At 71.8% G+C, this 25,115-nt stretch carries 24 protein-coding genes; 16 read left to right on the forward strand and 8 right to left on the reverse strand.

Annotated features, from left to right (window positions below; all coding sequences use genetic code 11):
• The gene (locus ACPXB1_RS05060; protein WP_355629857.1) at positions 1-300 is read left to right on the forward strand and encodes a hypothetical protein; all 300 of its coding nucleotides are present in this window, start codon (positions 1-3) and stop codon (positions 298-300) included.
• A gap of 90 nt (positions 301-390) precedes the next feature.
• On the opposite strand, the gene ACPXB1_RS05065 is transcribed toward ACPXB1_RS05060, so the two are convergent.
• Both ACPXB1_RS05065 and ACPXB1_RS05070 read right to left on the reverse strand, forming a co-directional pair.
• Positions 391-909 (reverse strand): DinB family protein, encoded by a 519-nt coding sequence (locus ACPXB1_RS05065; protein ID WP_355591390.1) that lies wholly within the window; start codon positions 907-909, stop codon positions 391-393.
• A gap of 136 nt (positions 910-1,045) precedes the next feature.
• Positions 1,046-1,909, reverse strand: coding sequence for an alpha/beta fold hydrolase (locus ACPXB1_RS05070; protein ID WP_355590847.1), 864 nt, complete (start codon positions 1,907-1,909; stop codon positions 1,046-1,048).
• 113 nt (positions 1,910-2,022) lie between these two features.
• On the opposite strand from ACPXB1_RS05070, the gene ACPXB1_RS05075 reads away from it, so the two are divergent.
• Positions 2,023-2,676 (forward strand): nucleotidyltransferase domain-containing protein, encoded by a 654-nt coding sequence (locus ACPXB1_RS05075; protein ID WP_355590850.1) that lies wholly within the window; start codon positions 2,023-2,025, stop codon positions 2,674-2,676.
• Positions 2,677-2,717: 41 nt separating this feature from the next.
• Entirely contained in the window at positions 2,718-3,242 is a 525-nt protein-coding gene (locus tag ACPXB1_RS05080; RefSeq protein WP_355591393.1) for a DUF1877 family protein, read from the forward strand.
• A 167-nt stretch (positions 3,243-3,409) separates the two neighbouring features.
• On the opposite strand, the gene ACPXB1_RS05085 is transcribed toward ACPXB1_RS05080, so the two are convergent.
• Both ACPXB1_RS05085 and ACPXB1_RS05090 read right to left on the reverse strand, forming a co-directional pair.
• Entirely contained in the window at positions 3,410-3,817 is a 408-nt protein-coding gene (locus ACPXB1_RS05085) for a nitroreductase family deazaflavin-dependent oxidoreductase (RefSeq protein WP_355590853.1), read from the reverse strand.
• 129 nt (positions 3,818-3,946) lie between these two features.
• On the reverse strand, positions 3,947-6,091 hold the full coding sequence (locus tag ACPXB1_RS05090) for a S9 family peptidase (protein WP_355629863.1): 2,145 nt from the start codon (positions 6,089-6,091) through the stop codon (positions 3,947-3,949).
• Positions 6,092-6,185: 94 nt separating this feature from the next.
• Here ACPXB1_RS05090 and mshB point away from each other — a divergent pair, with 94 nt between their 5' ends.
• The 3 genes from mshB (at position 6,186) to ACPXB1_RS05105 (ending at position 8,101) form a co-directional block, all read left to right on the forward strand.
• Positions 6,186-7,103, forward strand: a complete 918-nt coding sequence (gene mshB, locus ACPXB1_RS05095; RefSeq protein ID WP_425734848.1) for an N-acetyl-1-D-myo-inositol-2-amino-2-deoxy-alpha-D-glucopyranoside deacetylase — start codon at positions 6,186-6,188, stop codon at positions 7,101-7,103.
• A 17-nt stretch (positions 7,104-7,120) separates the two neighbouring features.
• Positions 7,121-7,555 carry a hypothetical protein gene (locus tag ACPXB1_RS05100; protein WP_355591396.1) on the forward strand — a complete coding sequence of 145 codons (435 nt, stop codon included), beginning with the start codon at positions 7,121-7,123 and terminating at the stop codon, positions 7,553-7,555.
• 81 nt (positions 7,556-7,636) lie between these two features.
• Positions 7,637-8,101 carry a hypothetical protein gene (locus ACPXB1_RS05105; protein ID WP_355590862.1) on the forward strand — a complete coding sequence of 155 codons (465 nt, stop codon included), beginning with the start codon at positions 7,637-7,639 and terminating at the stop codon, positions 8,099-8,101.
• An 18-nt stretch (positions 8,102-8,119) separates the two neighbouring features.
• On the opposite strand, the gene ACPXB1_RS05110 is transcribed toward ACPXB1_RS05105, so the two are convergent.
• Complete coding sequence (locus ACPXB1_RS05110) at positions 8,120-9,169, reverse strand: GNAT family N-acetyltransferase (protein ID WP_425734849.1); 1,050 nt, start codon at positions 9,167-9,169, stop codon at positions 8,120-8,122.
• Positions 9,170-9,248: 79 nt separating this feature from the next.
• On the opposite strand from ACPXB1_RS05110, the gene fdxA reads away from it, so the two are divergent.
• Genes fdxA through ACPXB1_RS05135 form a run of 5 tightly spaced genes read left to right on the forward strand, consistent with a single transcriptional unit; the run spans position 9,249 to position 13,025 of the window.
• Positions 9,249-9,575, forward strand: a complete 327-nt coding sequence (gene fdxA, locus ACPXB1_RS05115; protein WP_007464872.1) for a ferredoxin — start codon at positions 9,249-9,251, stop codon at positions 9,573-9,575.
• Entirely contained in the window at positions 9,572-10,678 is a 1,107-nt protein-coding gene (gene dapC, locus ACPXB1_RS05120; RefSeq protein WP_355591399.1) for a succinyldiaminopimelate transaminase, read from the forward strand. Before fdxA ends, dapC begins: the two co-directional genes overlap by 4 nt.
• Before the next feature lie 16 nt (positions 10,679-10,694).
• Positions 10,695-11,723: a prephenate dehydrogenase gene (locus ACPXB1_RS05125; RefSeq protein WP_425734850.1), complete on the forward strand. Its 1,029-nt coding sequence runs from the start codon at positions 10,695-10,697 to the stop codon at positions 11,721-11,723.
• A gap of 10 nt (positions 11,724-11,733) precedes the next feature.
• Positions 11,734-12,378, forward strand: coding sequence for an SIMPL domain-containing protein (locus ACPXB1_RS05130; RefSeq protein ID WP_425734851.1), 645 nt, complete (start codon positions 11,734-11,736; stop codon positions 12,376-12,378).
• Positions 12,378-13,025: a nucleoside/nucleotide kinase family protein gene (locus ACPXB1_RS05135; protein WP_355590874.1), complete on the forward strand. Its 648-nt coding sequence runs from the start codon at positions 12,378-12,380 to the stop codon at positions 13,023-13,025. The genes ACPXB1_RS05130 and ACPXB1_RS05135 overlap by 1 nt, the downstream gene beginning before the upstream one ends.
• Positions 13,026-13,041: 16 nt before the next feature.
• Here ACPXB1_RS05135 and ACPXB1_RS05140 read toward each other — a convergent pair whose 3' ends face one another.
• The gene (locus ACPXB1_RS05140) at positions 13,042-13,599 is read right to left on the reverse strand and encodes a sugar O-acetyltransferase (RefSeq protein WP_355590877.1); all 558 of its coding nucleotides are present in this window, start codon (positions 13,597-13,599) and stop codon (positions 13,042-13,044) included.
• A 175-nt stretch (positions 13,600-13,774) separates the two neighbouring features.
• On the opposite strand from ACPXB1_RS05140, the gene ACPXB1_RS05145 reads away from it, so the two are divergent.
• Complete coding sequence (locus ACPXB1_RS05145) at positions 13,775-17,107, forward strand: S8 family serine peptidase (RefSeq protein WP_425734852.1); 3,333 nt, start codon at positions 13,775-13,777, stop codon at positions 17,105-17,107.
• 51 nt (positions 17,108-17,158) lie between these two features.
• Here ACPXB1_RS05145 and dapD read toward each other — a convergent pair whose 3' ends face one another.
• Positions 17,159-18,118, reverse strand: a complete 960-nt coding sequence (gene dapD / locus ACPXB1_RS05150; RefSeq protein ID WP_355629871.1) for a 2,3,4,5-tetrahydropyridine-2,6-dicarboxylate N-succinyltransferase — start codon at positions 18,116-18,118, stop codon at positions 17,159-17,161.
• 121 nt (positions 18,119-18,239) lie between these two features.
• Between dapD and dapE the strand changes: the two genes are divergently transcribed.
• Positions 18,240-19,313: a succinyl-diaminopimelate desuccinylase gene (dapE, locus tag ACPXB1_RS05155; protein ID WP_355590886.1), complete on the forward strand. Its 1,074-nt coding sequence runs from the start codon at positions 18,240-18,242 to the stop codon at positions 19,311-19,313.
• Between the two features lie 38 nt (positions 19,314-19,351).
• On the opposite strand, the gene ACPXB1_RS05160 is transcribed toward dapE, so the two are convergent.
• A complete protein-coding gene (locus ACPXB1_RS05160) occupies positions 19,352-19,516 on the reverse strand; it encodes a hypothetical protein (protein ID WP_157552980.1) in 165 nt (54 codons plus the stop codon).
• A 154-nt stretch (positions 19,517-19,670) separates the two neighbouring features.
• Here ACPXB1_RS05160 and ACPXB1_RS05165 point away from each other — a divergent pair, with 154 nt between their 5' ends.
• From ACPXB1_RS05165 to ACPXB1_RS05175, 3 genes are all read left to right on the forward strand, one after another.
• Positions 19,671-20,552, forward strand: a complete 882-nt coding sequence (locus ACPXB1_RS05165; protein WP_355590889.1) for a TIGR00730 family Rossman fold protein — start codon at positions 19,671-19,673, stop codon at positions 20,550-20,552.
• A complete protein-coding gene (locus tag ACPXB1_RS05170) occupies positions 20,552-21,097 on the forward strand; it encodes a TIGR00730 family Rossman fold protein (protein ID WP_355590892.1) in 546 nt (181 codons plus the stop codon). Before ACPXB1_RS05165 ends, ACPXB1_RS05170 begins: the two co-directional genes overlap by 1 nt.
• Positions 21,098-21,284: 187 nt before the next feature.
• A complete protein-coding gene (locus ACPXB1_RS05175; RefSeq protein ID WP_425734853.1) occupies positions 21,285-25,052 on the forward strand; it encodes an ATP-dependent helicase in 3,768 nt (1,255 codons plus the stop codon).
• Positions 25,053-25,115 lie beyond the last annotated feature (63 nt).

The following is a 25,115-nucleotide window of genomic DNA, read 5'->3' on the forward strand; positions in this document are numbered from 1 at the left end:
GTGAATGCGATCTACCCAGATGACGGCGACGGCGCCCAGGGGACCCCTGCGGAGGCCGTGCCCGGCCTGCGCCCCGAGACTGGCGATGCCACGTCGCTCACTCTCGACGTCGATGGAGAGACGTTCGCTCTCCGCCGAAACGAGTGCAACGGCACCGACTACACGTGGCTCAGCGGCCCGAACCCCGGCTACGGATTCGGAATGAGTCCGACTCTCGACCTGTCGCTCGACGAGCACAGGGAGAACATTCGCGACTTCCTGGCCATGGTCGACCCCGCCACCGGACGCATCGAGGACTGACACCGACCAGGCAGGGCAGATCTTGGACACTTACCGTCAAGCGATGACGGAAACTGTCCAAGATCCCGAATGGTCGGACCTGCCGGTCGTTCAACGGAACTTGCGGGCGGTCGATTCCAACCCCTCGCGGTAGGCGGCCCACCACGCCTCGTCGCGGTCGACCACGTTGTCGCCGGGCCGCCGCCAGCCGACCTGGCCATCGATTAGCTCACGCACGATGTCGGCGTGCCCGGCGTGCCGGTTCACCTCGGCGAGCATGCGCACGAGGATGTGGTGCAGGGTCACCGGTGTGTGGCCCCACCACCGCACCGAGCCGGGCGCGTCGATCGCAAGCGTGTCGATCGTCGCGTCCGCGTGCGCCCAGGCTCGATGCCACAGGCCGATGACATCGTCGCGGGACTCGTCCGCCGTGGCCCACATGTCCGCGTTCGGCTCGCCGTCCTCGTCCAGACCTGGGACGAACTCGGGAAGAGGCCTGTCGAACGTCTCACCGAAGTACCCGGCGGCCATCGCTGCCACGTGCTTTACCAGCCCGAGCAGGTTCGTGCCGGTCGGCACGAGCGGCCGCCGTACGTCGTACTCGGAAAGCTCGTCGAGCTTTCCGAGCAGCGCCTCGCGTGCCTCCCGTACAGATGGAGATTCGCCTTGGCGTCGAGGTCCGTCATGCCGCCCAGGATTGCATCCCCGCGATGCCTCCGTGTGCCCCGCGCGCAGTGGCATGGGCGGACGGTGGCGGGCCGGTCGGTCAGGCGAAAAAGTGATGCAGCGCCGCGGTCAGGTCGTCGGGGTTCTCCTCCGCGACGTGGTGTCCGGACTCGATCGGGTGGCCACGGAGATCGGTGGCCCACTGCCTCCAGATGGCGAGCGGATCACCGTACAGCTTCTCCATGTCGTCCTCCGTCGACCAGAGGAAAAGCGTCGGGCAGCCCACGGTGCGGCCGGCGTGCCGGTCGGCTTCCTCGTGCTCCCGGTCGACGCCGAGGCCGGCGCGGTAGTCCTCCAGCATCGCCCGGACGGTGGCGGGATCGTGAATGGCCTGCCGGAACTCCCTGTAGTTCTCGGCTCCCATGATCTCGGGCCGTGCCCTGCTCGCGTACCAGGCGTCGGGATCGGCGTTGATCACCCGCTCCGGCGTGTCCGGCTGAGCGAAGAAGAACCAGTGGTACCAGTCGCGGGCGAAAGTGGCGTCGCAGCGCGCGAGGGCCTCGCTGATGGGCACACCGTCGAGAACGACCAGGCGGTTGACCGCGTGGGGATGGTCCAGTGCCAGACGCAGCGCGACGTAGGCGCCGCGGTCGTGCCCGACGACGGAAAACGTCGGGTGGCCGAGGGCGTTCATAAGCCGGACCAGGTCCGCTGCCACGGCTCGCTTGGACTGCTGAGAGTGGTCGGAGAGGATCCGGGCCCTCCCCGACTGCCCGTAGCCGCGCATGTCCGGGCAGACGACTGTGAACCCGCGATCCACCAGTTGCGGCGCGACCCGATGCCACGTCGATCCGGTACGCGGATGCCCGTGGATGAGGAGGACCGGACGCCCTTGCCCCGCGTGCCGGACCCGAAGTTCCACTTCCCCGACGTCGATCCGCTCGTCCGCGAAGCCCTCGAACATGAGCGACAAGTGTCCAGCAGGCTCGTCAGGTAAACGTCGGAGCAGATCCTCCGACTCGGCCAGCTCGGCTCCACTCTGGCGAGGCAGGCGGTGATCCCGGATAGGTTCGTGCGGTGAGTGACCCGTTGCCAAGCGGAGGTATCCGGGTGTCGCCCGGTGACCTTCCGGCGCTCGAAGCCCGCTGGGCGGGGTGCTGGACGCCGCACGACGTCTGGCAGCGCCTGGCCGGCATCTCCGTGCCTTGGTTTGTGGCGGCGGGCTGGGCGCTTGACCTGTTCCGTGGTGAGCAGACCCGCGACCATCACGACATCGAGATCGGCGTGCCCGCCCGGCGGTTCCCGGAGATCCGCGAGCGCTTCGCCGAGTTCGCCGTCGATGCGGTCGGCGACGCCCGGATCTGGGAAGCGGCGACGCCGCAGGTGCTGAATGCCACCCGGCAGACGTGGCTGCGCGATCCGGCGACCGGACGCTACCTGCTTGACGTCTTCCGTGAGCCGCACGACGGCGACACGTGGATCTGCCGGAGAGACGAGACGATCAGGCTGCCCTACGCCGAGATCATCAGGCACACCGTGGACCGGATCCCCTACCTGGTACCCGAGCTCGTTCTTCTCTTCAAGGCCAAGCACGTACGCCCCAAGGACCAGGCCGACTTCGACGGCGCTCTCCCACTGCTGAGCCGTACCCGGCGTGAGACGCTGTCCAGGCTGTTGACGCGGGTACATCCGGGACACGCCTGGCTGGCAGCCTTGTCGACCCGTCCGTGACGAGGGCTGTCGTAGCCAGCGCCTAGCCTGTCGGGGTGAGCATGAACGGCAACTGGCTGCGGGTTTCCCCGGACGAACTGGAGCAGGCGAGGGCTGACCTCAACTGGGCCTACGAACTCGCCATTACGGAACGGGACGGCGACTCCGAGCGCTGGACCGGCACCGACAAAGCATGGAACGGGCTTGACTTCCTCCTCGATCGGCTGGGCTTCGAGATTCCACTGGTCCTCGGCGCGGAGAGCTTCGTGGAATTTCCCGACGTCGAACCCGACAGCGAGGAGATGTTCGACTTCCTGGAGAACCTCGAAGATGACTGGGGCTACGGGCCGCCCTCGTACCTGACACCGGCCCAGGTGGCGGCAGCGGCGTCGCAGTTGGCCGCGCTAACCGAAGACGACCTCGTCCGAGGCGTCGACCCGCAGGAGTTGAAACGGGCCGACGTCTACCCCGGGCCCTGGGAAAGCCCCGACGAACTCGCGTGGGCGGCCCACTATCTGCCCGACGTCCGGAGCTTCTTCGCGGCAGCCGCCCGAGATGGTGCCGCGGTGATCTGCTGGCTCGACTGAAGCCAATGTGAGCGTGGTCGAGGTCCGTTCCACGGACCGTGCGGGCTCGCGCCGCCACCACCAGAACGTCCATGTCCTTGCGCCGAAGCCGAAGCCGAAGCCGACCGAAACCGACCCGGACCGGCGGCGCGCCCGTGCCGGCCGCGCTTGGGTCGTGCCGCCCTGATCTACGGCGCGGGTTCGAGTACGACGACTGGGATCTGCCGGGCCGTCTTCTGCTCGTAGTCGGCGAAGCCTGGATACGCGGCCTTCTGCGCGTTCCAGATCCGTTCCCGCTCGTCCCCGGTGGCAACCCTGGCGACCAACTCGACGGTGTCCGTGCCGATCTCCGCGCGCACCTGGGGCTGGGCGAGCAGGTTGTGGTACCAGTCGGGACTTGTGGGCGCACCGCCCTTGGACGCGAACACGGCGTAGCCGCCGTCCACCTTCTGGTACATCATCGGGTTCACGCGAGTCTGGCCGCTCTTGGCGCCGACCGTGTGCAACAGCAGCAGCGGCGCGCCCGCGAAGTTGCCGCCGACCTGCCCACCGTTGGCCCGAAACTCTTCGATGACTTTGTCGTTCCAGCCGCTCATCGGTTCTCCTGCCCACGCGTCGACACTCGATCACGAATCCTGACAGTCTCGGCCAGAACGTGCCACCGCGCCGGCCACCCACTCCCGAGCCGACCACCCAAGATTCACGGCGGGGGCGAGCAGGACGGTTCACAGCAGATGGGTACGCAGGAAGTCCAGCTCCAGCGGCAGCAGTCGCTCGGCGGTGCCGTTCGCGGCCATGTGGGTGGCGCCGGTCAGCGGCAGTACGGCGTGCGGCCGGCCGGTGCTGAGCAGCGCCGCCGAGAGCCGCAACGTGTGCGCGGCCACCACGTTGTCGTCGGCCAGGCCGTGCACCAGCAGCAACGGGCGCGCCTGGTCCCGGCTGGTGACCGGTTCGGCGGCCAACTCGATGAGCGAGTGGTGCGCGTACACGTCCATGCCGTCCTCCGGCATCCCCAGATAACGCTCGGTGTACGCCGTGTCGTACAGCGCCCAGTCGGTCACCGGGGCGCCCGCGATCCCGCACTTGAACAGCTCGGGGTGGCGCAGCACCGCCAACCCGGCCAGCCAACCCCCGAACGACCAGCCGCGCACACCGACCCGGCTCAGGTCCAGGTCCGGGTGTTTGCCGGCGAGGGCTGTCAACGCGTCCACCTGGTCGGTAAGGATCACGTCGGCCACCCGCCGGTGGATCGCCTTCTCGAACGACGGGGCAACTCCCGGCGTACCCCGGTTGTCGATGGTGACCACAGCGAACCCGGCGTCGGCCCACCACTGCCGCTCCAGCCAGGCAGCGCGGGCGGCCACGACCTCCTGGTGGCCGGGGCCGCCGTAGACGTCCAGCAGCACCGGCAGCCGGCGGCCCGTCACGTGGTTGTCGGGGTAGAGCACCGCCGCCGGCAACCGCCGGTCGGTCACCCGCTCGAGCAGGGGCAGCGGAGAGTACGGCGGGTTGGCGGCCAGCGACAGCAGTTCGGCTACCTGCTGCCCGGCGCGGGACACCGTCCACCGCACCCCGGCGTGGTCCAGCGTCGCCGTCCCGACCACCAGCACGTCCCCGCCCACGGCCGCCGTGTGCCACCCCGAGTCGGTGGTGATCCGCCGGGCGTCCACTCCGCCGCCGATCGTGGTGCGGACCCGGAACAGGTGCCGCTCGCTCGGCTCGCCGTCGCTCGCCTCGACCAGCAGGTCGGCCGGACCGCTCTTCGCCGGCAGTCGACCCACCACCCGCCGCACGTACAGCGACGGTGGGGTGAGCAGGGTGCCGTCGGCGAACAGGCAGCGCGCGTCGTACCCGTCGTGGGCCAACTCTCCGCCGACCAGCACCCGGCCGTCCGGCAGGTGCGCCGGGGTGCCGGCGATCGGCTCCACCCAGCGCGGATCGGCCAGTTCGGCGTGCACCTGTGTCTCACCGGTACGCGGATCCACAGCGAGCACCAGCCCGTGCTGCTGCGAACGGCGCAGCACGGTGATCAGCGGACTGCCCTCGCCCCAACTGACCCCGGTCAGGTACGGGTAGGTCTCCCGGTCCCAGTGCACGTCGACCCAGCCGTCGTCAAGGTCAAGCAGATGCAGGCTGACCTCGGCGTTGGGCCCACCGGCACGGGGGTACGCGACGGCTGTCGGCGGGCTGCCCGGCTCGGCCGGGTCGTGCAGGTGCCAGCGCTCCAGCCGGGACTCGTCCACCCGGGCGGCGAGCACCATCCGACCGTCCGGCGCCCACCAGTAGCCTCGGTAACGACCGAACTCCTCGGCCGCGATGTGCTCGGCCAACCCCCAGCTCACCCCGGCGTCCTCGCCGGCCAGCAGGGTGTCGGTGCCGTCGGCCTCGATCACCCGCAGCTCACCTCGACGTACGCCCTCGGCCGCGTCGGTCACGTACGCCAGCCGCTGCCCGGTCGGATCCGGCCGGGGGTCGAGCACCGGGCCGACGGCTTCGACCTCGACCACGTCGCCGTGCACCAGATCGGCCCGGAACAACCGCCCGGCCAGCGCGAACACCGCCACCCGACCGGCGGCGTCAAGCGCGTACGAGCCGATGCCCGCGGCGGTGAGCCGCAGCCGCTCGCGCAGCGCCCGCTCACCGGGGGAGAGCGCCCGGACGTCACCGTCGGCGCCGAGCAGGGTCGCCGGGTCGGCCACCAGCCGCTCCTCGCCGGTCGCCACGTCCAGCAGCCAGAGCGCGTCCGCCGGATCCTCTGGCCCGGAGGAACGCAGGAAGATCACCCGGGAGCCGTCCTCGGCCACCGAGACCGCGCGTGGCGCGCCGTGGCTGAACCGGCGGGTGCGGGCGGCCAGTTCCGGAAAGTCCACAGGCCAAATCGTAGAGCCGCGCCGGGCGTGATGTGGCCGACCTGGGCGGACGCGTTGACGATGCCCCGATGGAACCGCCAGTTAGAGTGACCGCGTGACGACGCTGCCCGACCGCCGCCTGCTGCTGGTCCACGCGCACCCCGACGACGAGTCGATCGGCACCGGCTCGACGATGGCCCACTACGCCGAGGCCGGCGCACACGTCACGCTTGCGACCTGCACCCTCGGCGAGGAGGGCGAGATCCACGTACCGGCTCTGTCGCAGCTCGCCGCCGCCGAGGCCGACCAGTTGGGCGGCTACCGGATCGCCGAGCTGGCCGCGGCCTGCGCCGCGCTCGGCGTCACCGACCACCGCTTCCTCGGCGGCGCCGGCCGCTACCGCGACTCGGGCATGATGGGCCTCGCCACCAACGAGCACCCCCGCGCCTTCTGGCAGGCCGACCTGGACGAGGCCGCCGGGCACCTGGTGGAGATCATGCGGGAGGTACGCCCGCAGGTGCTGATCACGTACGACCCGAACGGCTTCTACGGCCACCCGGACCACATCCAGGCGCACCGGGTGGCGATGCGTGCTGTCGAACTGGCAGCCGCCGAGGGCTGCGCACCGCTGAAGGTCTACTGGACGGCCATGCCGCTGAGCGTGCTGGAAGCCGGCCTGACGCACTTCGCCGAGTCCTCCGACAACCCGTTCGCCAACATCAAGGATGCCGCCGAGCTGCCCTTCGGCACCCCTGACGACCAGATCGCCGCGCGGATCGACGGCACGGACCAGCACACCGCCAAGGAAGCGGCGATGCGGGCGCACGCCACCCAGATCCCGGCGACCTCGTGGCTCTACTCGATCGCCGGCAACTTCGGTGGCGAGTTCATGGGGGTGGAGTTCTTCACCCTCGCAGTCGGCGAAAAGGGTCCCGGCACCGGCCCGTACGGCTGGGAGGACGACCTGTTCGCCGGGCTGCCCGAGGAGGCCGGCCCGGATCGGTCGCCGGTCGCGGCAGCCGGCCTCCGGTGACCCTGCCCGCCGCCCCGATGCCGGTCGTGGAGGACCAGGAGACCCCGCCCGAGGCGGGGCCGCCGCCGCGACTGCTGGATCTGGGCCTGCGACTGACCGGCGGGATCGTCGCTGTGGTGGCCGGTGTGGTGACAGGTGTGCTGGAGTTGCTGCTCGCCACGTTCCGGATCGGCGGTCAGCTCGTCGGTGTCTCGGTGCTGCTCGCCATCGGCGCGAACATCGCGCTGAGCTGGTTCGCGTACGAGGCGGTCGGTCGCCGGTGGGCGGTGGCGCTGCCGGCCGTACCGTGGTTTGCCCTGATGGCGGTGGCAGCGGTCCGCACCAGCGAGGGCGACCTCCTGTTGGCTGGCGACAACTGGGTCGGCTTGGCCATGATCGTGGCTGGCGCGATGACCTTCGCCGTGATGGGCTTCCGGCAGATTCTCGCCCCACCGACCAGCCCTGGCGGCTGATGACGCCACCGGTGTGTGGGTGGTAGATATTCCTGCCAGGGAAGCGGCCCCATGACGGGGCGTACGGCAGGAGGTCGTCCGATGGACAGACGGTGGCGTGACGTCGGCGTGCTGGCGGGAGCGTTGTTCGCGGTCAACGTCGTCGCCCGACTGGTCACGCGGTTCGGTTTCGACGGCGACGACGCCGCAGCCGACCGGGTGTCGCTTGTGATGTTCCTGGTGATCGGTCTGGTCCTGGCCGTGGTCGCCTTCCGCTGGGGGTGCCGCAGGCCGCTGGGCGCCTGGGCGGGCGACGTCGTCGTCGTGGTGCTTGTGGCGATGGCGCTTACCGTGCTGGTCGGGCCGTTGCTCGTCGGCCACAATCCGTTCGCCGGTGGTGCTGGCACGTTCTTCGCCCAGATCTGGCTCTACCTGCTCGCGACCGGCGCCGGAACGCTTGTCGGCTACCTTGTCGCCACAGCTCTCGGTCGTGACTACCGTTCCCAGCAGCTCAAGCGGTTCGCCGAGGTCAAGGCCGCCAAGCCGCGCCGCGTCGTCCGCCGCTGACCCGCCGCGCGGTCGGAGTCAGTGCGGGGCCACCCGGGTCAGGTACGTGTGGTGCGTGGTGAACCCGAGGCGCCGGTAGAGCGCGACCGCCGCCGTGTTGCGCTGCTCCACCTGGAGGAACACGTGCGTCGCGCCGGCCGACGCCCCCCATTCGGCGAGTGCGTCGATCACCCGGCGGGCCAGCCCCTGCCGGCGTGCGGCAGGTAGCACCTCGATGAGGCTGAGGCCCAACCAGCGCCCCTGGCCGGTCACCGTGCCTCGGCCGATCGCCACGAGCGTGCCGTCGGCGTACACGTGGGCGAAGCGGACCTGGTCCACGGCGGTGAGCACGTGTCGGGCGGCGTCCGGCAGGCCGCCCTTGCGGCCTGCGGCGATGGCCAGCCACTCCTCGGTCGGCGCGGTCACCAACTCGACGACCGCGTCGCCCAGCCGACCGACGTCGCCAGCAGGCCCCTGGTCCGCGGGTGTGGCATCGAGCCTGCCGCCATCCGGCGTGGCGGCCGCACCGGACGTGTCGCCTTTTTCGGGGGCGGCGATGGATGGCAGGGGGAGTGGAGCGGTCTGGACGAGTGTCGGCGGGCGGGTGGTCCAGCCGCGGGCGTCCAGTTCGGCACCGACGGGCGCGGCGAGCGGCAGCGGCGTGTTGATGATCGCCGGTTGGCCCTGCTCGGCGTACCAGCGCTCGACCGCGTCCACGGCGGCGGGCAACGGGCGGTCCGGGTCGCCGATCGGCAGCGCGGAGTTGGCGCGGCCGGTCCAGCCCTCGGCGGAGCGCAGCAGCCATTCGCCGAGGCGGCTCCGGGTGGGCGCGGGCCAGGCTTCGTCGGCGGCCCGTTCGAGCGCCACCACCGACGCGGCGGTCGGCCGGCGGGTCGGCGGTACGCGCTTGGCCCGGTGCACCTGCGCCACCGGCACTCTCAGATTGCCCTTTGCGGTGGCAAGCGTGAGATGGGTCTCGCTCAACTCCACGAGCTCACCGAGGGCATCGGAGAATAGCGGGCGACCTTCGCGAACCCCCACAATCCGGCGGACCACGATACGGTGTCCCACATCCTGCTGTCGGAGCACGATCGACCCCCTCCCCGGCGAGATACTAGGCTCTTACCGTCGCGGGAGATCGCGGCGCGTCTTGCGGAGGAGAAGACCGGTGACCTACATCATCGCCGAGCCGTGCGTGGATGTGCTCGACAAGGCATGCATCGAGGAATGCCCGGTCGACTGCATTTACGAGGGCAACCGGATGCTCTACATCCACCCCGACGAGTGCGTCGACTGCGGTGCCTGTGAGCCTGTCTGCCCCGTGGAGGCGATCTTCTACGAGGACGACGTTCCGGAGCAGTGGAAGGACTACACGGGCGCCAACTACGAGTTCTTCGAGGACCTGGGCTCGCCCGGGGGCGCTTCGAAGATCGGCAAGGTGGAGAAGGACGCCACGTTCGTCGCCGCGCAGCCGCCGCGCGGCGAGGGCCACTGAACCGGCCCGCGCCGGTCTCGTCGCGGCTGCCCGAGTTCACCTGGGACACCCTGGACGCCGCGGCCACCCTGGCCGCGGCGCATCCGGAGGGTCTGATCAACCTCTCCATGGGTACGCCTGTCGACCCGGTGCCCGAGGTGATCAGGCAGGCGCTCGCTGACGCGTCCGATGCTCCCGGCTACCCGCTGACCGCCGGCACTCCGGTGCTGCGTGACGCCATCGCGGCCTGGGTCGCCCGCGCCTGTGGCGCCGGGGTCGACGGGCTCGGCGTGTTGCCGACCATCGGCTCCAAGGAGCTGGTCGCCTGGCTGCCCACACTGCTGGGCATCGGCCCGGGCGACGTGGTCGTGGTGCCGTCGATCGCGTACCCCACCTACGAGGACGGGGCGCGGCTGGCAGGTGCCACGGTGGTCCGCGCCGACTCGCTCACCGCTGTCGGGCCGACCTCCCGCGTCCGGTTGGTGTGGGTCAACTCGCCGGGCAACCCGACCGGGCAGGTGCTGCCCGCGGCGCACCTGCGCAAGGTTGTCGACTGGGCCCGTGAGCGCGGCGCGGTGGTCGCCAGCGACGAGTGCTACCTGCCGCTGGGCTGGTCCGCCGAGCCGGTCTCGGTGCTGTCCCCGCAGGTCTGCGGCGGTGACTACGCCGGGGTGCTCGCCGTGCACTCGCTGTCCAAGCGGTCAAACCTCGCCGGCTACCGGGCCGGGTTCGTGGCCGGTGACCCGGCGCTCGTCGCCGAGCTGTTGAAGGTCCGCAAACACGCCGGGATGATCGTGCCCGCGCCGGTGCAGGCCGCCATGGTGGCCGCCCTGAGGGACGAGCAGCATGCCGCCGAGCAGCGCGAGCGCTACCGAGCGCGACGTGAGGTGCTGACCGACGCGTTCACCGGCGCCGGCTTCACGATCGAGCACTCGGAGGCCGGCCTCTACCTCTGGCTCACCCGTGACGAGGACTGCTGGGCGACCGTCGACTGGCTGGCCCGGCGCGGCATCCTGGTCGCGGCCGGCGTCTTCTACGGTCCCACCGCCCAGCGGTACGTCCGGGTGGCGCTCACCGAGTCCGACGAGCACGTCGCCGCTGTCGCCGACCGGCTCCGGGCCTGATTCCGGGCGGCCGGCGATGACCGACGGCACGACCGGGCGGTACGCCGGAGTGCGGGCGGCGGTGCTCGGCACCGGCCTGATCGGCGGTTCGGTGTTGCTGCGCCTCGCCGACGCCGGCTTGGACGTCGCCGGCTGGGACCCGGATCCGGCGACGCGGGAACGGGCCCGGGAACGCGGCTTGAATGCCCCGGCCACTGTCGAGCAGGCCGTCGCCGGTCGGGACGTGGTATTCCTCTGCGGCCCGCTGCCCACATTGCCCCGCACGCTGGCACAGGTCGCCGAGCTGACCGCGCCGGACTGCGTGTTGACCGACGTCGGTAGCACCAAGGCAGAGGTGGCCGAGGCGGCCGGCAGTCTCGGGCTCACCGACCGGTTCGTCCCCGGGCACCCGATGGCCGGCGCCGAGTCCGCTGGCCTGACAGCCGCCTCAACGACGCTCCTCGCTGGCGCAGCCTGGGTGCTCTGTCCGGCGACGGGCGCCGCGACGCTCGCCTTCCGCTTGTTGACCGGGCTGCTTGTGGAGGTGTTCGGTGCCCGGGTGGTGCCGATGTCCGCGCCGGAGCACGACTCGGTTGCCGCTCTCGCCTCGCACGTGCCGCACCTGCTTGCCGGTGCGCTTGCCGGGGCAGTCCAGCGGTCGCCGCTGCGGGACGCGGTGCTGGCGCTTGCTGCGGGCAGCTTCACCGACGGCACCCGGGTCGCCGGCACGCCTGCCGAGCGGACAGCGAACATGCTGCTCGGCAACCGCGACCGGGTGCTGCAAGAGTTGGCCGCTGTGCGCGTACTCCTTGACGAGCTGGCCGCCGCGCTGTGGGCCGGCGACGCGACGGCCCTGACCGGCGGGTACGCGGAGGCGCGGGCGGCCCGGTCGGCGCTGCGCGGCCGCCGGTTCGTCGAGCTGGAGCAGGCTTTCCCGGCCGATGGGGACCATGCCGTCGAGGTGGCCTGGCTGTGCGGACTGGGCGCGGCGGGCGGGCACCTGACCGGCTGCCGGATCGACTCGGGTGCCGTCTCCTACACCGCGTGGCGGCCGGCGGCTGACTAGGCTGACAGTCATGGCGACGGACGGCCCGGTGGTGCAGGTACGCGGCGAGGCACACCAGGAGGTGCCGCCCGAGCTGGCCCGTTTCGCTGTCACCGCGACGGCCCGCGACAAGGACCGGGAGGCGACGCTGGCCCGGCTGGCCGAGCGTGCCGCCGCAGTGCGGGTGCTGCTGGACGGCGCGGAGCCGGCGGTGGCCCGGCGGGAGACCGGCGACCTGCGGGTGCGGCCGGAGACCCGACGCTCGGGCGAGCGCGTGGTGGCCTGGCACGGCAGCGTCACCACCACTGTCACGGTCACGGACTTCACCGCGCTGGGTGAGCTGATGCTCCGCCTGGCCGATCAGGACCAGGTCGAGGTGGTCGGGCCCTGGTGGGAGCTGCGCCCGGACAGCCCCGCGTACCGCGCGGCGCGGCACGCCGCGATAAGTGACGCGCTGCTGCGCGCCAGGGAGTACGCCGAGGCGCTCGGGGCCCGGGTCACCGCGTTGATCGAGCTGGCCGACACCGGCCCGGCGGACCGGCCGATGTTCGCCCGCGCGGCGTTCGAGGTCGGTGGCGGTGGCGGTGTGCCCGACCTGGAGCTGGACCCGCAGCCGCAGACAGTGCAGGCGGCAGTGCAGGCGCGGTTCACGATCAGCGAACCGGTGCTGGGCTGATGACCCCGGCGCGGGTTCTGGCCTTCGACGAGCTTGTGGCACGGGCGCGGGGCCTGGCCGACGCCGGTCCGCGTCAGCTGCTCGGCATCACCGGTGCGCCCGGTGCCGGCAAGTCCACGCTCGCCGAGCGGATCGTCGCCGAGATCGGGCCGAGCGCCCGGCTCGTGCCGATGGACGGCTTCCACCTGGCGCAGGCGCAGTTGGTCCGGCTGGGCCGCGCCGACCGCAAGGGCGCGGTCGACACGTTCGACGCCAACGGCTACGTCTCGCTGCTGCGCCGGCTGCACCGCCTGGAGCCGACTTCGGTGTACGCGCCGGAGTTCCGCCGTGAGCTGGAGGAACCGGTGGCGGGGTCGATCGAGGTGCCGCCATCGGTCCGCCTGGTGGTGACCGAGGGCAACTATCTGCTGTTGCCGGACTTTCCGTGGCAGGAGGTCCGGTCGCTGCTGCACGAGGTGTGGTTCCTCGACCTGGACGCCGAGCTGCGCCTGCGCCGGTTGACGGCCCGGCACGAGGCGTTCGGGCGTTCGCCGGAGGAGGCGCGGGCCTGGGCGTTGGGCAGCGACGAGACCAACGCTGCCCTGATCACCCCCACTGCCGACAGTGCCGACCTGGTGGTCCGCCTGTCTGAGCAGCCTGCGGCCTGATTGCCGGCACCGGCTGTCAGGTCAGTTCGCGTACCTGTCGTGCCGGGTTGCCGACGGCTACCACGTTCGCCGGTAGGTCACGTGTGACCACCGCACCTGCGCCGACGACGGTGTTCGCGCCGATCGTCACTCCGGCCAGCACGATCGCGCCACCACCGAGCCATACGTTGTCCCCGATGGTGATCGGCTTGGCGGCCTCCCACTTGTCACGCCGTGGTCCGGGTTCCACCGGGTGGGTGGGGGTGAGCAGTTGGACGTTCGGGCCGACCTGGACGTCGGCGCCGAGGGTGATCGGGGCGACGTCGAGGAAGACCGACTGGTAGTTGACGAAGCTGCGGGGGCCGATCCGGATCTGCCAGCCGTAGTCGCAGTAGAACGGCGGCCGGATCCAGGTGTCCTCGCCGACCTCGCCCAGCAGTTCACGCAGCGCCGCGAGACGCGCCTGCGGGTCGGCTGCGGGACTTGTGTTGAAGCGTTCCATGAGCAGGGCGGCCCGGTCCCGGTCGGCGACGATCTCCGGGTCGTCGGCGAGGTAGGGCTCACCGGCGAGCATGCGGTCCTTCATGGAGGTCACCGCTCGATCATGCCGTCCCTGGTGCGCGGCCATTGTTCAGATCGTCATATTCAGGACTTCCTTCTGCATACTCGGTATGCAATTCTGATGACCGTCAATGCGTCTCCCGTGGTAATGACGTTCCACCGAGGAGGATCCGTTGCATCACGCAAGAAGATTTGCCGCTCTCGGCCTCGTGTCCGTGCTGGCGCTCTCCGCGCCGGTCCCCGCCTCCGCCGCCTCCAGCGCCGTGCCCGGTACGCCGGACAGAGCGGGCCTGTCAGCCCGCCCGGCCGCCCCGGGTGCGCCAAACGCCGACCGATCGGCCACCGTCACATTGATCACCGGTGACCGGGTGACAGTCACCGGGTCCGGCGCCGCCGTCCGACCGGGCGCCGGCCGGGAGGACGTACGGTTCCTCGTTCGACGCGAGCGCGGCCACCTGTCGGTGACGCCGCAGGACGCGTTGCCACTGCTGCGCGCAGGCCGGGTCGACCCGCGACTCTTCGACGTCACCGAGCTGGTCGAGGCGGGCTACGACGACGTCCACCGGGACACCCTGCCGCTGCTCGTCTCGTACGGCTCGGCGGGCACCGCCCGAAGTGCCGCAGGCGCCCTGCCCGGCGTCCGGGTGACCCGCGACCTGCCGGCGATCCGAGGCGCGGCCCTGAGCACCGGCAAGTCCTCCCTCGGCGCGGTCTGGGCGACGATCACCAGCGGCCCCAGCGCGGCCCGGCTCGACGCGGCGGGGGGCGTCGAGCGGATCTGGTTGGACGGTCGCCGTCGGGTGACCCTCGACCACAGCGTGCCGCAGATCGGTGCGCCCGCCGCGTGGGCGGCCGGGCTCACCGGCAAGGGCGTGTCAGTGGCCGTGCTGGACACCGGCGTCGACGCGACCCATCCGGACCTGGCCGGCAAGGTGGCCGAGGCGCGCAACTTCAGCGAGGTCACCGACGGTCGGGACACGGTCGGCCATGGCACCCACGTGGCCTCGACCATCGCCGGCACCGGAGCGGCCTCCGACGGCAAGTACCGGGGCGTGGCACCGGACGCGACGCTGCTCGACGGCAAGGTCTGCGAGGACTCCGGGTGCTCCGAGTCGGCGATCCTCGCCGGGATGCAGTGGGCAGCGGTGGAGAAGAAGGCCTCCGTGATCAACATGAGCCTCGGCGGCTGGGACACCCCGGAGGTCGACCCGCTGGAGGAGGCGGTGCAGACCCTTACCACGCAGACCGGCGCCCTTTTCGTCACCGCCGCAGGCAACAGCGGCGCGGACGGCTCGGTCGGCTCCCCGGCCAGCGCAGACGCCGCGCTCGCCGTGGGCGCGGTGGACCGCGACGACGAGTTGGCCGGCTTCTCCAGCCGGGGCCCTCGTGTCGGGGACGACGCGATCAAGCCCGACATCACGGCCCCAGGCGTCGACATCGTCGCCGCACGAGCCGCCAACGGTGTGATCGGCGACCCGGTGGGGGAGCGCTACGTCGCGATCTCCGGCACCTCAATGGCCACCCCGCACGTGGCCGGGTCGGCGGCGCTGCTGGCCCAGCGGCATCCGGGCTGGCGGGCCGACCGGCTCAAGGCGACACTGATGGCCGCCGCCAAGCCGCACCCGACGCAGACCGCCTACGAGCAGGGCGCCGGTCGCGTCGACGTCGCTCACGCGATCACCCAACTGGTCAGCACCGACCCGGTGAGTGTCTCGTTCGGGCGCGCCCTCTGGCCGCACGGCGACGACGCCCCGATCACCCGCACTGTGACCTGGCGCAACGACGGCCCCGGCCCGGTCACCCTGGACCTGAGCGTCGAGGGCGCGGGCCCCGACGAGCGGGCGTTTCCGGCCGGCATGTTCCAGCTCGGCGCGAGCCAGCTAACAGTGCCGGCGGGCGGCACCACCGCGACCACTGTCACAGCGGACACGCGGCTCGGCGACGTCGACGGCTACTGGACCGGACGGATCGTGGCCCGCTCCGGCGCGACGGTAGCTGTCACGCCGCTGGCAGTGCACCGGGAGGTGGAGAGCTACACGCTTACGGTGGAGCACCTGAACCGCGCCGGTGAGCAAACGGCGGACTACTCCACGCTCCTGGTCGGGTTGGCTGGCTTCGGCTTCTGGGACGTCTACGGCACCGACGGGGTGGCCACGGTACGGCTGCCCAAGGGGAAGTACGGCCTGAACAGCCTGGTCTTCGAGGCCGGGCCGGACGATGAGCCGGCCGGGCTGTCCATGCTGGCGCAGCCCGAGCTGACTGTGGAACGCGATACGCGGATCACCGTCGACGCCCGCCGCACGAAGCCGGTCCGGATGACAATCCCGGAACGGGGCGCCACCCCGGAGCTGATCGATGTCAGCACGGTCTTCACCGCCGACGACGACAGTTCGTACGGCATCGGGCTCTGGACGGACACCTTCACCGGCCTGACCACCGGCCAGATCGGCAAGCCGGTCTCCGCGGACCGGTTCGTGGCAACCGTCAGCAGTCAATGGATCAAGCCGGGCACAGCGCCCAGCCCTTACCTGTACGCGCTGGCCGAGGCGATCCCGGGCCGGATGCCCACCGGCTTCGTCCGGAACTACGCGCGGCGGAACCTTGCCACAGTCGTGCACCGGTTCCGGGGCGGCTACCCGGGGCTGGAGGCCGAACGGCTGGTGCTGCCCGATGTGGGGTACAACACGGGCGGCTCCGCGCTTGTCCTACCCACAGCCGTACCGGGTCAGCGGGTCGAGCACTACAACACCCGGGGCGTGAAGTGGGAGTCCGAGATCGGCTTCGGGACGCGGGACGAGGACGGCTGGCTGAACCTGAAGGCGCTGCTCTCCTCCACACCCACCGCGTACCGGGCCGGGCGGACCGTCGGAGAGGACTGGAATCAGGCGCCGTACGGGCCGTCGTTCCCGGCCCCACACTGGCCCGAGCAGAGCGTCACCAGGACCGGTGACACCATCCTGGTCTGGCTGCCGATGTTCAGTGACGCCGCCGGGCATGCGGGCGGGTCGCTCACCGACAGCGAGCGAACCGTCCTCTGGCGCAACGGGAAACTTGTCGGCGAGAGCGAGTACGCCGGCTACGGCGAGTTCGCAGTGCCGCCGGGTGCGGCGGACTACCGACTCAGCGCGTCGGCTACGCGTAGCTTCACCGACCTGAGCACCGCTGTGGAGTCCAGCTGGACCTTCCGGTCGCGGCATGTGGCAGGTGAAGTGCCGGTGCGGTTGCCGCTGATGGCGGTGCGCTTCGCGCCTCCGCTGCGGGTCGACAACAGCGCTCCGGCCGGGCGAAGCTTCGTCGTCCCGGTGCGGGTGGAGCCGCAGCCCGGCGCGCCGGCCGCCCGGGTGCGGAAGCTGACAGTCGACGTCTCCTACGACGGTGGCAAGACCTGGCAGGCCGCCCAGGTCCGTAAGGGCGGGCAGGGCTGGACGGCCACCGTCCGGCATCCCGCCGGGCCCGGGTACGCGTCCCTGCGGGCCACCGCCCGGGACGCCGCCGGCAACACGGTGACCCAACAGATCATCCAGGCGTACCGGTTGCGCTGACGCGTACCCTCGCCGGGTCCGTGGTCGTGGGCCACGGACCCGGCGGGTACGTCAGTCGTTGGCGTGCAGGGCGGCGTTGAGCTCGATGCCCCGGCCGGTGCGCGGGCGGGCCTCCAGCGCGCCGGTCACCGAGTTGCGCCAGAACAGCAGGCCGTTGACGCCGGACAGCTCGCGGGCCTTCACCACCCGACCGTCCGGGAGGGTGATCTTGGATGCGGCCGTGATGTAGCAGCCCGCCTCCACCACGCAGTCGTCGCCGAGGGAGATGCCGACCCCGGCGTTCGCGCCGATCAGGCTCCGCTCGCCGATGCTCACCTTGTCGGTGCCGCCACCGGAGAGCGTGCCCATGATCGAGGCGCCGCCTCCGACGTCGGAACCGTCACCGACAAGCACGCCCTGCACGATCCGGCCCTCCACCATCGAGGTGCCCACGGTGCCGGCGTTGAAGTTGACGAAGCCCTCGTGCATCACAGTGGTGCCGGCGGCCAGGTGCGCGCCGAGCCGGACCCGGTCCGCGTCGGCGATCCGCACCCCCGACGGCACCACGTAGTCGGTCATCCGGGGGAACTTGTCCACCCCGTACACCGCCAGGTGGCGACCGGCGGCCCGCTCGATCACCCGCAGCTCGTCCACCCGCTCCGGCGGGCACGGCCCGGCGGACGTCCAGGCCACGTTCGCCAGCTTGCCGAAGATGCCGTCGAGGTTGAGCTGGTTGGGTCGCACCAGGCGGTGGGAGAGCAGGTGCAACCGGAGGTACGCGTCGGGGGCGTCCTTGATCGGGTCGTCCAGCGAGCCGATCACGGTGACCACCTGCACGGTACGCAGACCGGGCAGCGGGCGGTCCCCGAGCGCTGCCGGGGGCAGGTCGAGCACGTCCGACTGGTCCTCACCGGCGACCAGCGGCAGCTCACCCAGGCCCAGCTTGCCGGTCGGGTACCAGGTGTCGAGCACCTGCTCGTCTGCTGTCACCGTGGCCAGGCCGATGCCCCAGGCGGAATCTGCGGACGTCACTGTTTCACCTCTCGGTCGCGGCCGGGTCGGCCTCTGCGCACGACTGCGGGCGCTCACGCTCGCCCCGGTGGCCCGTAAGCTCGCTCTTCGCGCCGACAGACCTGAAGGTACCGTGCGAACCATGGAGAACCCGCTGACCCCCGAGGTCCTCGCCGATCCGGTGCAGCTGACCCGCGTACTGGTCGACATCGAGTCCGTGTCCCTCAACGAGAAGGCGATCGCCGACTTCGTCGAAGAGGTGCTGCGGGGCGTACCGCACCTGTCCACCCACCGGCACGGCAACACCGTGATGGCGCGTACCGACCTCGGTCGATCGCAGCGCATCGTGCTGGCCGGCCATCTGGACACGGTGCCGCTGAACAACAACTTCCCGTCGACCATGCGCGGCGACCTGATGTACGGCTGCGGCACCTCCGACATGAAGTCCGGCGTCGCGTACGCGCTGCACCTGGCCGTGACGCTGCCCGACCCGCGCTACGACGTGACGTACTTCTTCTACGAGGCCGAGGAGATCGAGTCCCGGTACAACGGGCTGAACCTTGTCGCCCAAGCGTTCCCCGAGTGGCTGGAGGCAGACTTCGCGGTGCTGCTGGAGCCGACGTACGGGATCGTCGAGGCGGGCTGCCAGGGCACCATGCGGTCGGTGGTCACCACGACCGGCGTACGCGCCCACTCGGCGCGCTCCTGGCACGGGGTGAACGCCATCCACGCCGCCGCCGAGGTGTTGCAGCGGCTCCAGGCGTACGAGGCGCGTCGGGTCACCATCGACGGCTGCGACTACCGCGAGGGCATGAACGCGGTGCGGATCAAGGGCGGGGTGGCCGGCAACGTGGTGCCGGACCACTGCGAGATCGAGGTCAACTACCGGTTCGCGCCGGATCGCACCCCCGCCGAGGCGGAGGCGCACCTGCGTGAGGTCTTCACCGGCTTCGAGGTGACAGTCACCGACATGGCACCCGGTGCCCTGCCCGGGTTGGACGCAGCCCCGGCGAAGGAGTTCCTGGCCTCTGTCGGTGCGGCGCCGATCGGCAAACTCGGCTGGACGGACGTGGCGCGGTTCGCGGCAATGGGGATCCCCGCGCTGAACTTCGGCCCCGGCGACCCCAACCTCGCCCACCATCCGGACGAGCACGTCGAGATCAGCAAGATCCGCGACGGTGCCGCGACCCTGCACCGCTGGCTCGCCTCGGCCTGACCGGGCCGCACCCGCTCCCGGTGATCAAGAGGTTCGCGTCAGCCTGGCCCGTTGTCGGCGGCGCGAACCTCTTGATCGGCTCCGGTGGTGGCGGGCGACAGGACAGGGTCCAGCTGGCGGGCGCGGCGACGCTCGGCCACCACGTCTCGGATCCGTCGCTGCATCTGTCGACGGATCCGGATCATCTCGCTGTTGCTGATCACGCTGTCTCCTCCCCCGAAGGCGCGCGCCGGGGCATACCCGGTATGTGAATAGTAAGACGTGCGGGGAAGTCAAATAGTTGCCCATGATCGAGAAGTTTTTCTCGGCGTCCCCGCCCCGCGTCCCCGGCGGGTGCGGCTCCACTACGGTTGCTGCATGAGTCAGAGCAAGGGGCGGGAGGCCGGCCGCGGTCCAGGTCAGGAGCGGCATCGGGGTGCGGTGACGTTGCGTCGAGGGGCGATCCCGACGAGCACCGCCGATCAGCGGCTGCTGGATTCGCGCAGCCGGGGCGACTGGAAGACCAGGGACGCCTGGCGCGCGCTGCGCATCCTCTCCGAGTTCGTCGAGGGTTTCGACACCCTCGCCGACCTGCCGCCCGCGGTGAGCGTCTTCGGCTCCGCACGCAGCAGCCCCGACAGCGCCGAATGCCAGCTCGCCGAGGAGGTGGGCGCCGCGCTGGCCCGCGCCGGCTATGCGGTGATCACCGGAGGCGGGCCGGGCGTGATGGAGGCAGCCAACCGGGGCGCCAGCGAGGCCGGCGGCCTCTCCGTCGGGCTCGGCATCGAGCTGCCGTTCGAGCAGGGCCTCAACGACTGGGTCGACCTGGCCATCGACTTCCGTTACTTCTTCGCCCGCAAGACGATGTTCGTCAAGTACGCCCAGGCGTTCGTCGTGCTGCCCGGCGGCTTCGGCACCATGGACGAGCTGTTCGAGGCGCTCACCCTGGTGCAGACCGGCAAGGTCACCCGGTTCCCGGTCGTGCTGATGGGCGTCGCCTACTGGCAGGGCCTGATCGACTGGCTGCGCGACACAATGGCGGCCGACGGCAAGATCGGGCCGGTCGACCTGGACCTGATCTGCCTCACCGACGACGTCAACGCGGCGGTCCGGCACATCGTCGAGGCCGAGGCGGCGCTCTCGGTGGAGCAGGAGGCGGTCCGCGAGGAGGCCGTCGCGCGTACCGGCGCTGACCAGCAGGCCGCCGCCGCGGAGTCGACAGCCGCGCAGTCCGCCGCCGACGGGCCCGGGGAGGGTTGATGGCGGCTATCTGCGTCTTCTGCGCCTCGTCGCGGACCCTTGACCAGCGCTGGCTGGACCTGGCCACCGAGACCGGCGCGGAGCTGGCCCGGCGTGGCCACACGCTTGTCAGCGGCGGCGGCCGTGTCGGCATGATGGGCGCCCTGGTCGACGGCGCCCGAGCCGCCGGAGGGCGCACCGTGGGCGTGATCCCGCAGGCGCTTGTCGATCTGGAGGTCGCCGACCTGGCCTCGGACGAGCTGCTGGTGACCGACTCGATGGCCAGCCGCAAGACCGTCATGATCGACAAGTCGGACGCGTTTCTGGCCCTGCCCGGCGGGCTGGGCACCATGGACGAGTTGTTCGAGGTGTGGACCACAGCGACTCTCGCCCTGCACCGTAAGCCGATGGTGCTTGTCGACACCGACGGCTTCTACGGCCCGCTGCTGGCCTGGCTCGACGCGATCACCGACCAGCAGTTCCTCAAGCCCGGTGGCCGCGACCTCCTGACGGTGACCCCCACCGTCCCGGAAGCCCTGAACACCCTAGAAGCGCACCTGCTCTGACCCCGCCCCCCGTTCCGCCCCGCCCCCCGTTCCGCCCCGCACGGCGTTCCGCCCGACTGCGTTGATCATGAGGTTGGCCGCGCCGTTGTCGGCGTGTCGCTCCGCTAACTTCATGATCGCCGGTAGTAGGTGAGGTGGTGGTTGGGTGGTGTGGGTGGGTGTCGCATGGGCGTGATGGGATGAGCTGATGCAGGCGTACCGGTTGGTGCGGCGGTCCGGTGGGCCGGCGCCGGGGGGCGAGGTCGCGCCGGCCAGCGGCGTTGTGCCCGCCGGCGGCGGTGCGTCCGCGGACCATGCCGTCTCCAAGGGCAACGCCGTGTCCGAGGTGGAGATCGGCGGCGCCGCGCGGGCCACCGAGGCCGTCGAAGCGGAGCGGGCCGTCGGAGGGCTCAGGCGGCAGGTCGATCCCGTGCAGGCGGAGGTCATCGGGCACACCGACGGGCCGATGCTGGTGCTCGGCGGTCCCGGCACCGGCAAGACCAGCACCCTCGTCGAGGCGGTCGCCGCCCGGGTGACCGAGGGCGTCGATCCGGAGCGGATCCTCGTCCTGACCTTCGGTCGCCGAGGTGCTACCGAGCTGCGCCAACGCATCGAGGCCCGGGTCGCGCAGGACGGCCACCGGGTGCTGCGCGAGCCGCTGGTGCGCACCTTCCCGGCGTACGCCTTCGGGCTGCTCCGCCGCGCCGCGGCCGAACGAGGCGAGCCGTCGCCCCGGCTGCTTACCGGCCCCGAGCAGGATCTGATCATCCGTGAGCTGCTGGACGTGGTGGGCGAGGAGCCCGACGACGACCCGGTCGGCTGGCCCACCGATCTGCGCCCGGCCCTGCGGACCCGGGCCTTCGCGGGTCAGTTGCGCGACCTGCTCATGCGCGCCGCCGAGCGCGGTGTCGGGCCCGTCGAGTTGGCCCGGCTCGGCGAGAAACTCGGCCGCGGCGACTGGCCGGCCGCCGCGCGCTTCCTGCGGGAGTACGTCGCCGTGCTCGCGTTGCGCGACGTCAGCAACCGGGGCTCCATCGCGTACGACCCGGCGGAACTGGTCCGCGCGGCCACCGGGCTGCTCCGCGACGACGAGGACCTGCTGGCCGCCGAGCGCCGCCGACTCGCCCACGTGTACGTCGACGAGCTGGCCGACACCGACCCCGCCCAGCTCGAACTGCTGTCGGTGATCGCCGGCGGCGGCACCTCGCTTGTCGCCTTCGCCGACCCGGATTCCTCCACGTACGCCTTCCGAGGTGCCGACCCGGCCGGGGTGAGCACCTTTCCGCACCGATTCCGCACCGCCTCCGGTGCGCCGGCCGCGCAGGTGCTGCTGACCACGTCGTACCGGGCCGGGCCGGGCCTGCTCGCCGCGATCGCCCGGCTGGGTCGCCGGCTGCGCGGTCCCGCAGCCCACCGCCGGCTGCGTCCCCTGCCGGATGCACCGACCGGGGTGGTCGAGGTGCACACGTTCCGTTCGGCGACAAGTGAGGCAGCCTGGTTGGCGCACGCGCTGCGCTCCGCCCACCTGCTCGACGGTGTGCCGTGGTCGCGGATGGCGGTGCTTGTGCGTTCCACAGCGTTGCAGTTGCCGACCCTGCAACGGGCGCTGCACGCGGCCGGCGTACCGACGGTGGTGCACGGCGAGGACCTGCCGTTGCACCTGCAACCGGCGGTGGCGCCGCTGCTGCTCCTGCTGCGCTGCGCGCTGGAGCCGGAGCGGCTGGACGAGGAGGCGGCGGTAGCGCTGCTGCACTCGCCGCTGGGCGGCGCGGATCCGCTGGCCGAGCGGCGGTTGCGACAGGGCCTGCGCGCGATGGCGCTCGCCGGTGGTGACAGGCGTCCGTCCGGGGAGTTGATCGTCGAGGCGCTGAGTGACCCGGCGGAGCTGGCCGGCATCGACCGGCGGTGGGCGGAGCCGGCCCAGGCGGTTGCCGGGCTGCTCGCCACCGCTCGCGATGCGGCCGCCCGGCCCGGCGCGACCGCCGAGACGGTGCTGTGGGCCGTCTGGCACGGCAGCGGGTTGGCCGAGCGCTGGGCGGGCGCCATCGGCCAGGGGCGGCCCGAGGCGGGTGAGGGGGACCTGGCACGGCGGCGTCGCGCCGAGGCGGCCGATCGGGACCTCGACGCCGTGCTTGTGCTGTTCGATGCGGCGGCCCGCTTCACCGACCGGCTGCCCGGCGCCCGTACCGAGGTCTTCCTCGACCACGTGCTCGCCCAGGACCTCCCGGCGGACACCATCGCGCCGACCGCTGACAGGGGCGCGGCTGTCCGGTTGCTCACCGCGCACGCCGCGAAGGGCCTGGAATGGGACCTGGTCGCGGTTGCCGGTGTGCAGGAGGGCATCTGGCCGGACCTGCGCCTGCGAGGCAGCCTGCTCGGTTCGGAACGGCTTGTCGACGTGCTCGCCGGTCGGTTCGTCGGGGGCGCCCGCGTGGCGAACATGGTGGGACAGACGTCGGCGCTGCTGGACGAGGAACGTCGACTGTTCCACGTCGCGATCAGCCGGGCACGGCACCGACTGCTGGTCAGCGCGGTGGCCTCGGCGGCGGTCGGCGGGGACGACCACGAGGAGCAGCCGAGCCGGTTCCTCCACGAGCTGCTTCCGGCCGCGCCGCCGACCTCGCCCGACGGTTCCGGACCGACCGACCCGCCCACGACGCCCGGCCCCCGCACCGGCCCGCCTACCGCTGGTCCGATCGGGGGCGGCAATCCGCAAGGCGCGCCCGGCAACGGCGGCGAGAGCGGCACGCCCGGCAAGGAGGGCGCGTCTGGCAAGGAGGGCGCGTCTGGCAACGGCGGCGCGCCCGGCAAGGACGGCAAGGACGGCGCGGCCGGCAACGTCGGCGCGCCCGGCAAGGACGGCGCGGCCGGCAACGGCGGCGCGAGCGGCGCCTCTGGCGCGGACGGCGAGAGCGGTGACGGTGGGGACGACGGGCCGGATCGGCCGGGTGCGCTGCCGGTGACCCGTCCGCCCCGGGCGCTCACACTGCCGGCGCTGGTCGCGGAACTGCGTACCGCAATCACCGACCCCGCCGCCCCGGCGGGCCGGCGGCGCGCGGCGGCGGCCGAGCTGGCGCGGCTCGCCGCCGCGGGCGTGCCGGGCGCGCACCCCGACGACTGGTGGGGGCTGCGCGCGCTCTCCGACGACCGGCCGCTTGTCGACGAGGGCGAACCGGTCCGGGTCACCCCGTCGGCCATGGAGAGCGCGTTGCGGTGCAGCCTGCGGTGGCTGCTGGAACGGCACGGCGGCAGCGGCCCGACAAGCACGGCGCAGGGGGTGGGCAACCTGGTGCACGCCGCCGCGATGCTTGCCGAGGACGCCAGCGCCGACCGGGGGGCGTTGCTCGACTACGTGGCGGCCCGGTTCGACGCGATCGAGTTGGCCGCCCGGTGGATGGCCGGCCCGGAGCGCGAGCGTGCCGAGGCCATGGTCGACAAGTTGCTGCGCTGGCTGGCCACCAACCCGCGTCGGCTGCTCGCCATCGAGCACGAGTTCGCGGTGCGCCTGGATGATCCGCACCGGCCCGTGGAGCTGACCGGCCGGGTCGACAGGTTGGAGGTCGACGAGGACGGGCGGCTCGTGGTGATTGACCTCAAGACCGGCAAGTCGACAGCTGTCACCGGCACCGAGTTGGCCGAGCATCCGCAGCTCGGCGCCTACCAGGCGGCGGTGGAGGCGGGGGCGTTCGCCGAGTTCGGTGACGAGTCCGGTGGCGCTGCGCTGGTGCAGCTCGGCACCTCGGCGAAGGACGCCCGGGAGCAGAACCAGCCGGCGGCGGGCGAGGGTCCGGCGGCCGGCTGGGCGACGGCGCTGGTCCGGCGGACCGCCGATACGATGGCAGCCGCCACGTTCGCCGCGGTGGCCAACTCGAAGTGCCGGGTCTGCCCGGTACGCACCAGCTGCCCGGTGTCGGGGCAGGGGCGCCAGGTCGTCGAGCCTCCGACGGTCCGGCGCGGCCGTGAGGGCGAGGAGTGAGCCGGTGTTGCGAGCCTCGCAGTCGCGAACCGAGCTGGCACCGTGAGCGCGAGGAGTGAGCCG

Origin of the sequence: Micromonospora sp. DT68, assembly GCF_049847245.1 — a bacterium.
In the GTDB taxonomy this organism is placed as follows: Bacteria; Actinomycetota; Actinomycetes; order Mycobacteriales; family Micromonosporaceae; genus Micromonospora; species Micromonospora profundi.

Coding starts and splice junctions, on each gene's coding strand:
- ACPXB1_RS05070 (WP_355590847.1), bottom strand. CDS start 1,909: ATGTTCGAGGGCTTCGCGGACGAGCGGATCGACGTCGGGGAAGTGGAA.
- ACPXB1_RS05080 (WP_355591393.1), top strand. CDS start 2,718: ATGAACGGCAACTGGCTGCGGGTTTCCCCGGACGAACTGGAGCAGGCG.
- ACPXB1_RS05085 (WP_355590853.1), bottom strand. CDS start 3,817: ATGAGCGGCTGGAACGACAAAGTCATCGAAGAGTTTCGGGCCAACGGT.
- ACPXB1_RS05100 (WP_355591396.1), top strand. CDS start 7,121: ATGCCGGTCGTGGAGGACCAGGAGACCCCGCCCGAGGCGGGGCCGCCG.
- ACPXB1_RS05105 (WP_355590862.1), top strand. CDS start 7,637: ATGGACAGACGGTGGCGTGACGTCGGCGTGCTGGCGGGAGCGTTGTTC.
- ACPXB1_RS05125 (WP_425734850.1), top strand. CDS start 10,695: ATGACCGACGGCACGACCGGGCGGTACGCCGGAGTGCGGGCGGCGGTG.
- ACPXB1_RS05130 (WP_425734851.1), top strand. CDS start 11,734: ATGGCGACGGACGGCCCGGTGGTGCAGGTACGCGGCGAGGCACACCAG.
- ACPXB1_RS05135 (WP_355590874.1), top strand. CDS start 12,378: ATGACCCCGGCGCGGGTTCTGGCCTTCGACGAGCTTGTGGCACGGGCG.
- dapE (WP_355590886.1), top strand. CDS start 18,240: ATGGAGAACCCGCTGACCCCCGAGGTCCTCGCCGATCCGGTGCAGCTG.
- ACPXB1_RS05165 (WP_355590889.1), top strand. CDS start 19,671: ATGAGTCAGAGCAAGGGGCGGGAGGCCGGCCGCGGTCCAGGTCAGGAG.
- ACPXB1_RS05170 (WP_355590892.1), top strand. CDS start 20,552: ATGGCGGCTATCTGCGTCTTCTGCGCCTCGTCGCGGACCCTTGACCAG.
- ACPXB1_RS05175 (WP_425734853.1), top strand. CDS start 21,285: ATGCAGGCGTACCGGTTGGTGCGGCGGTCCGGTGGGCCGGCGCCGGGG.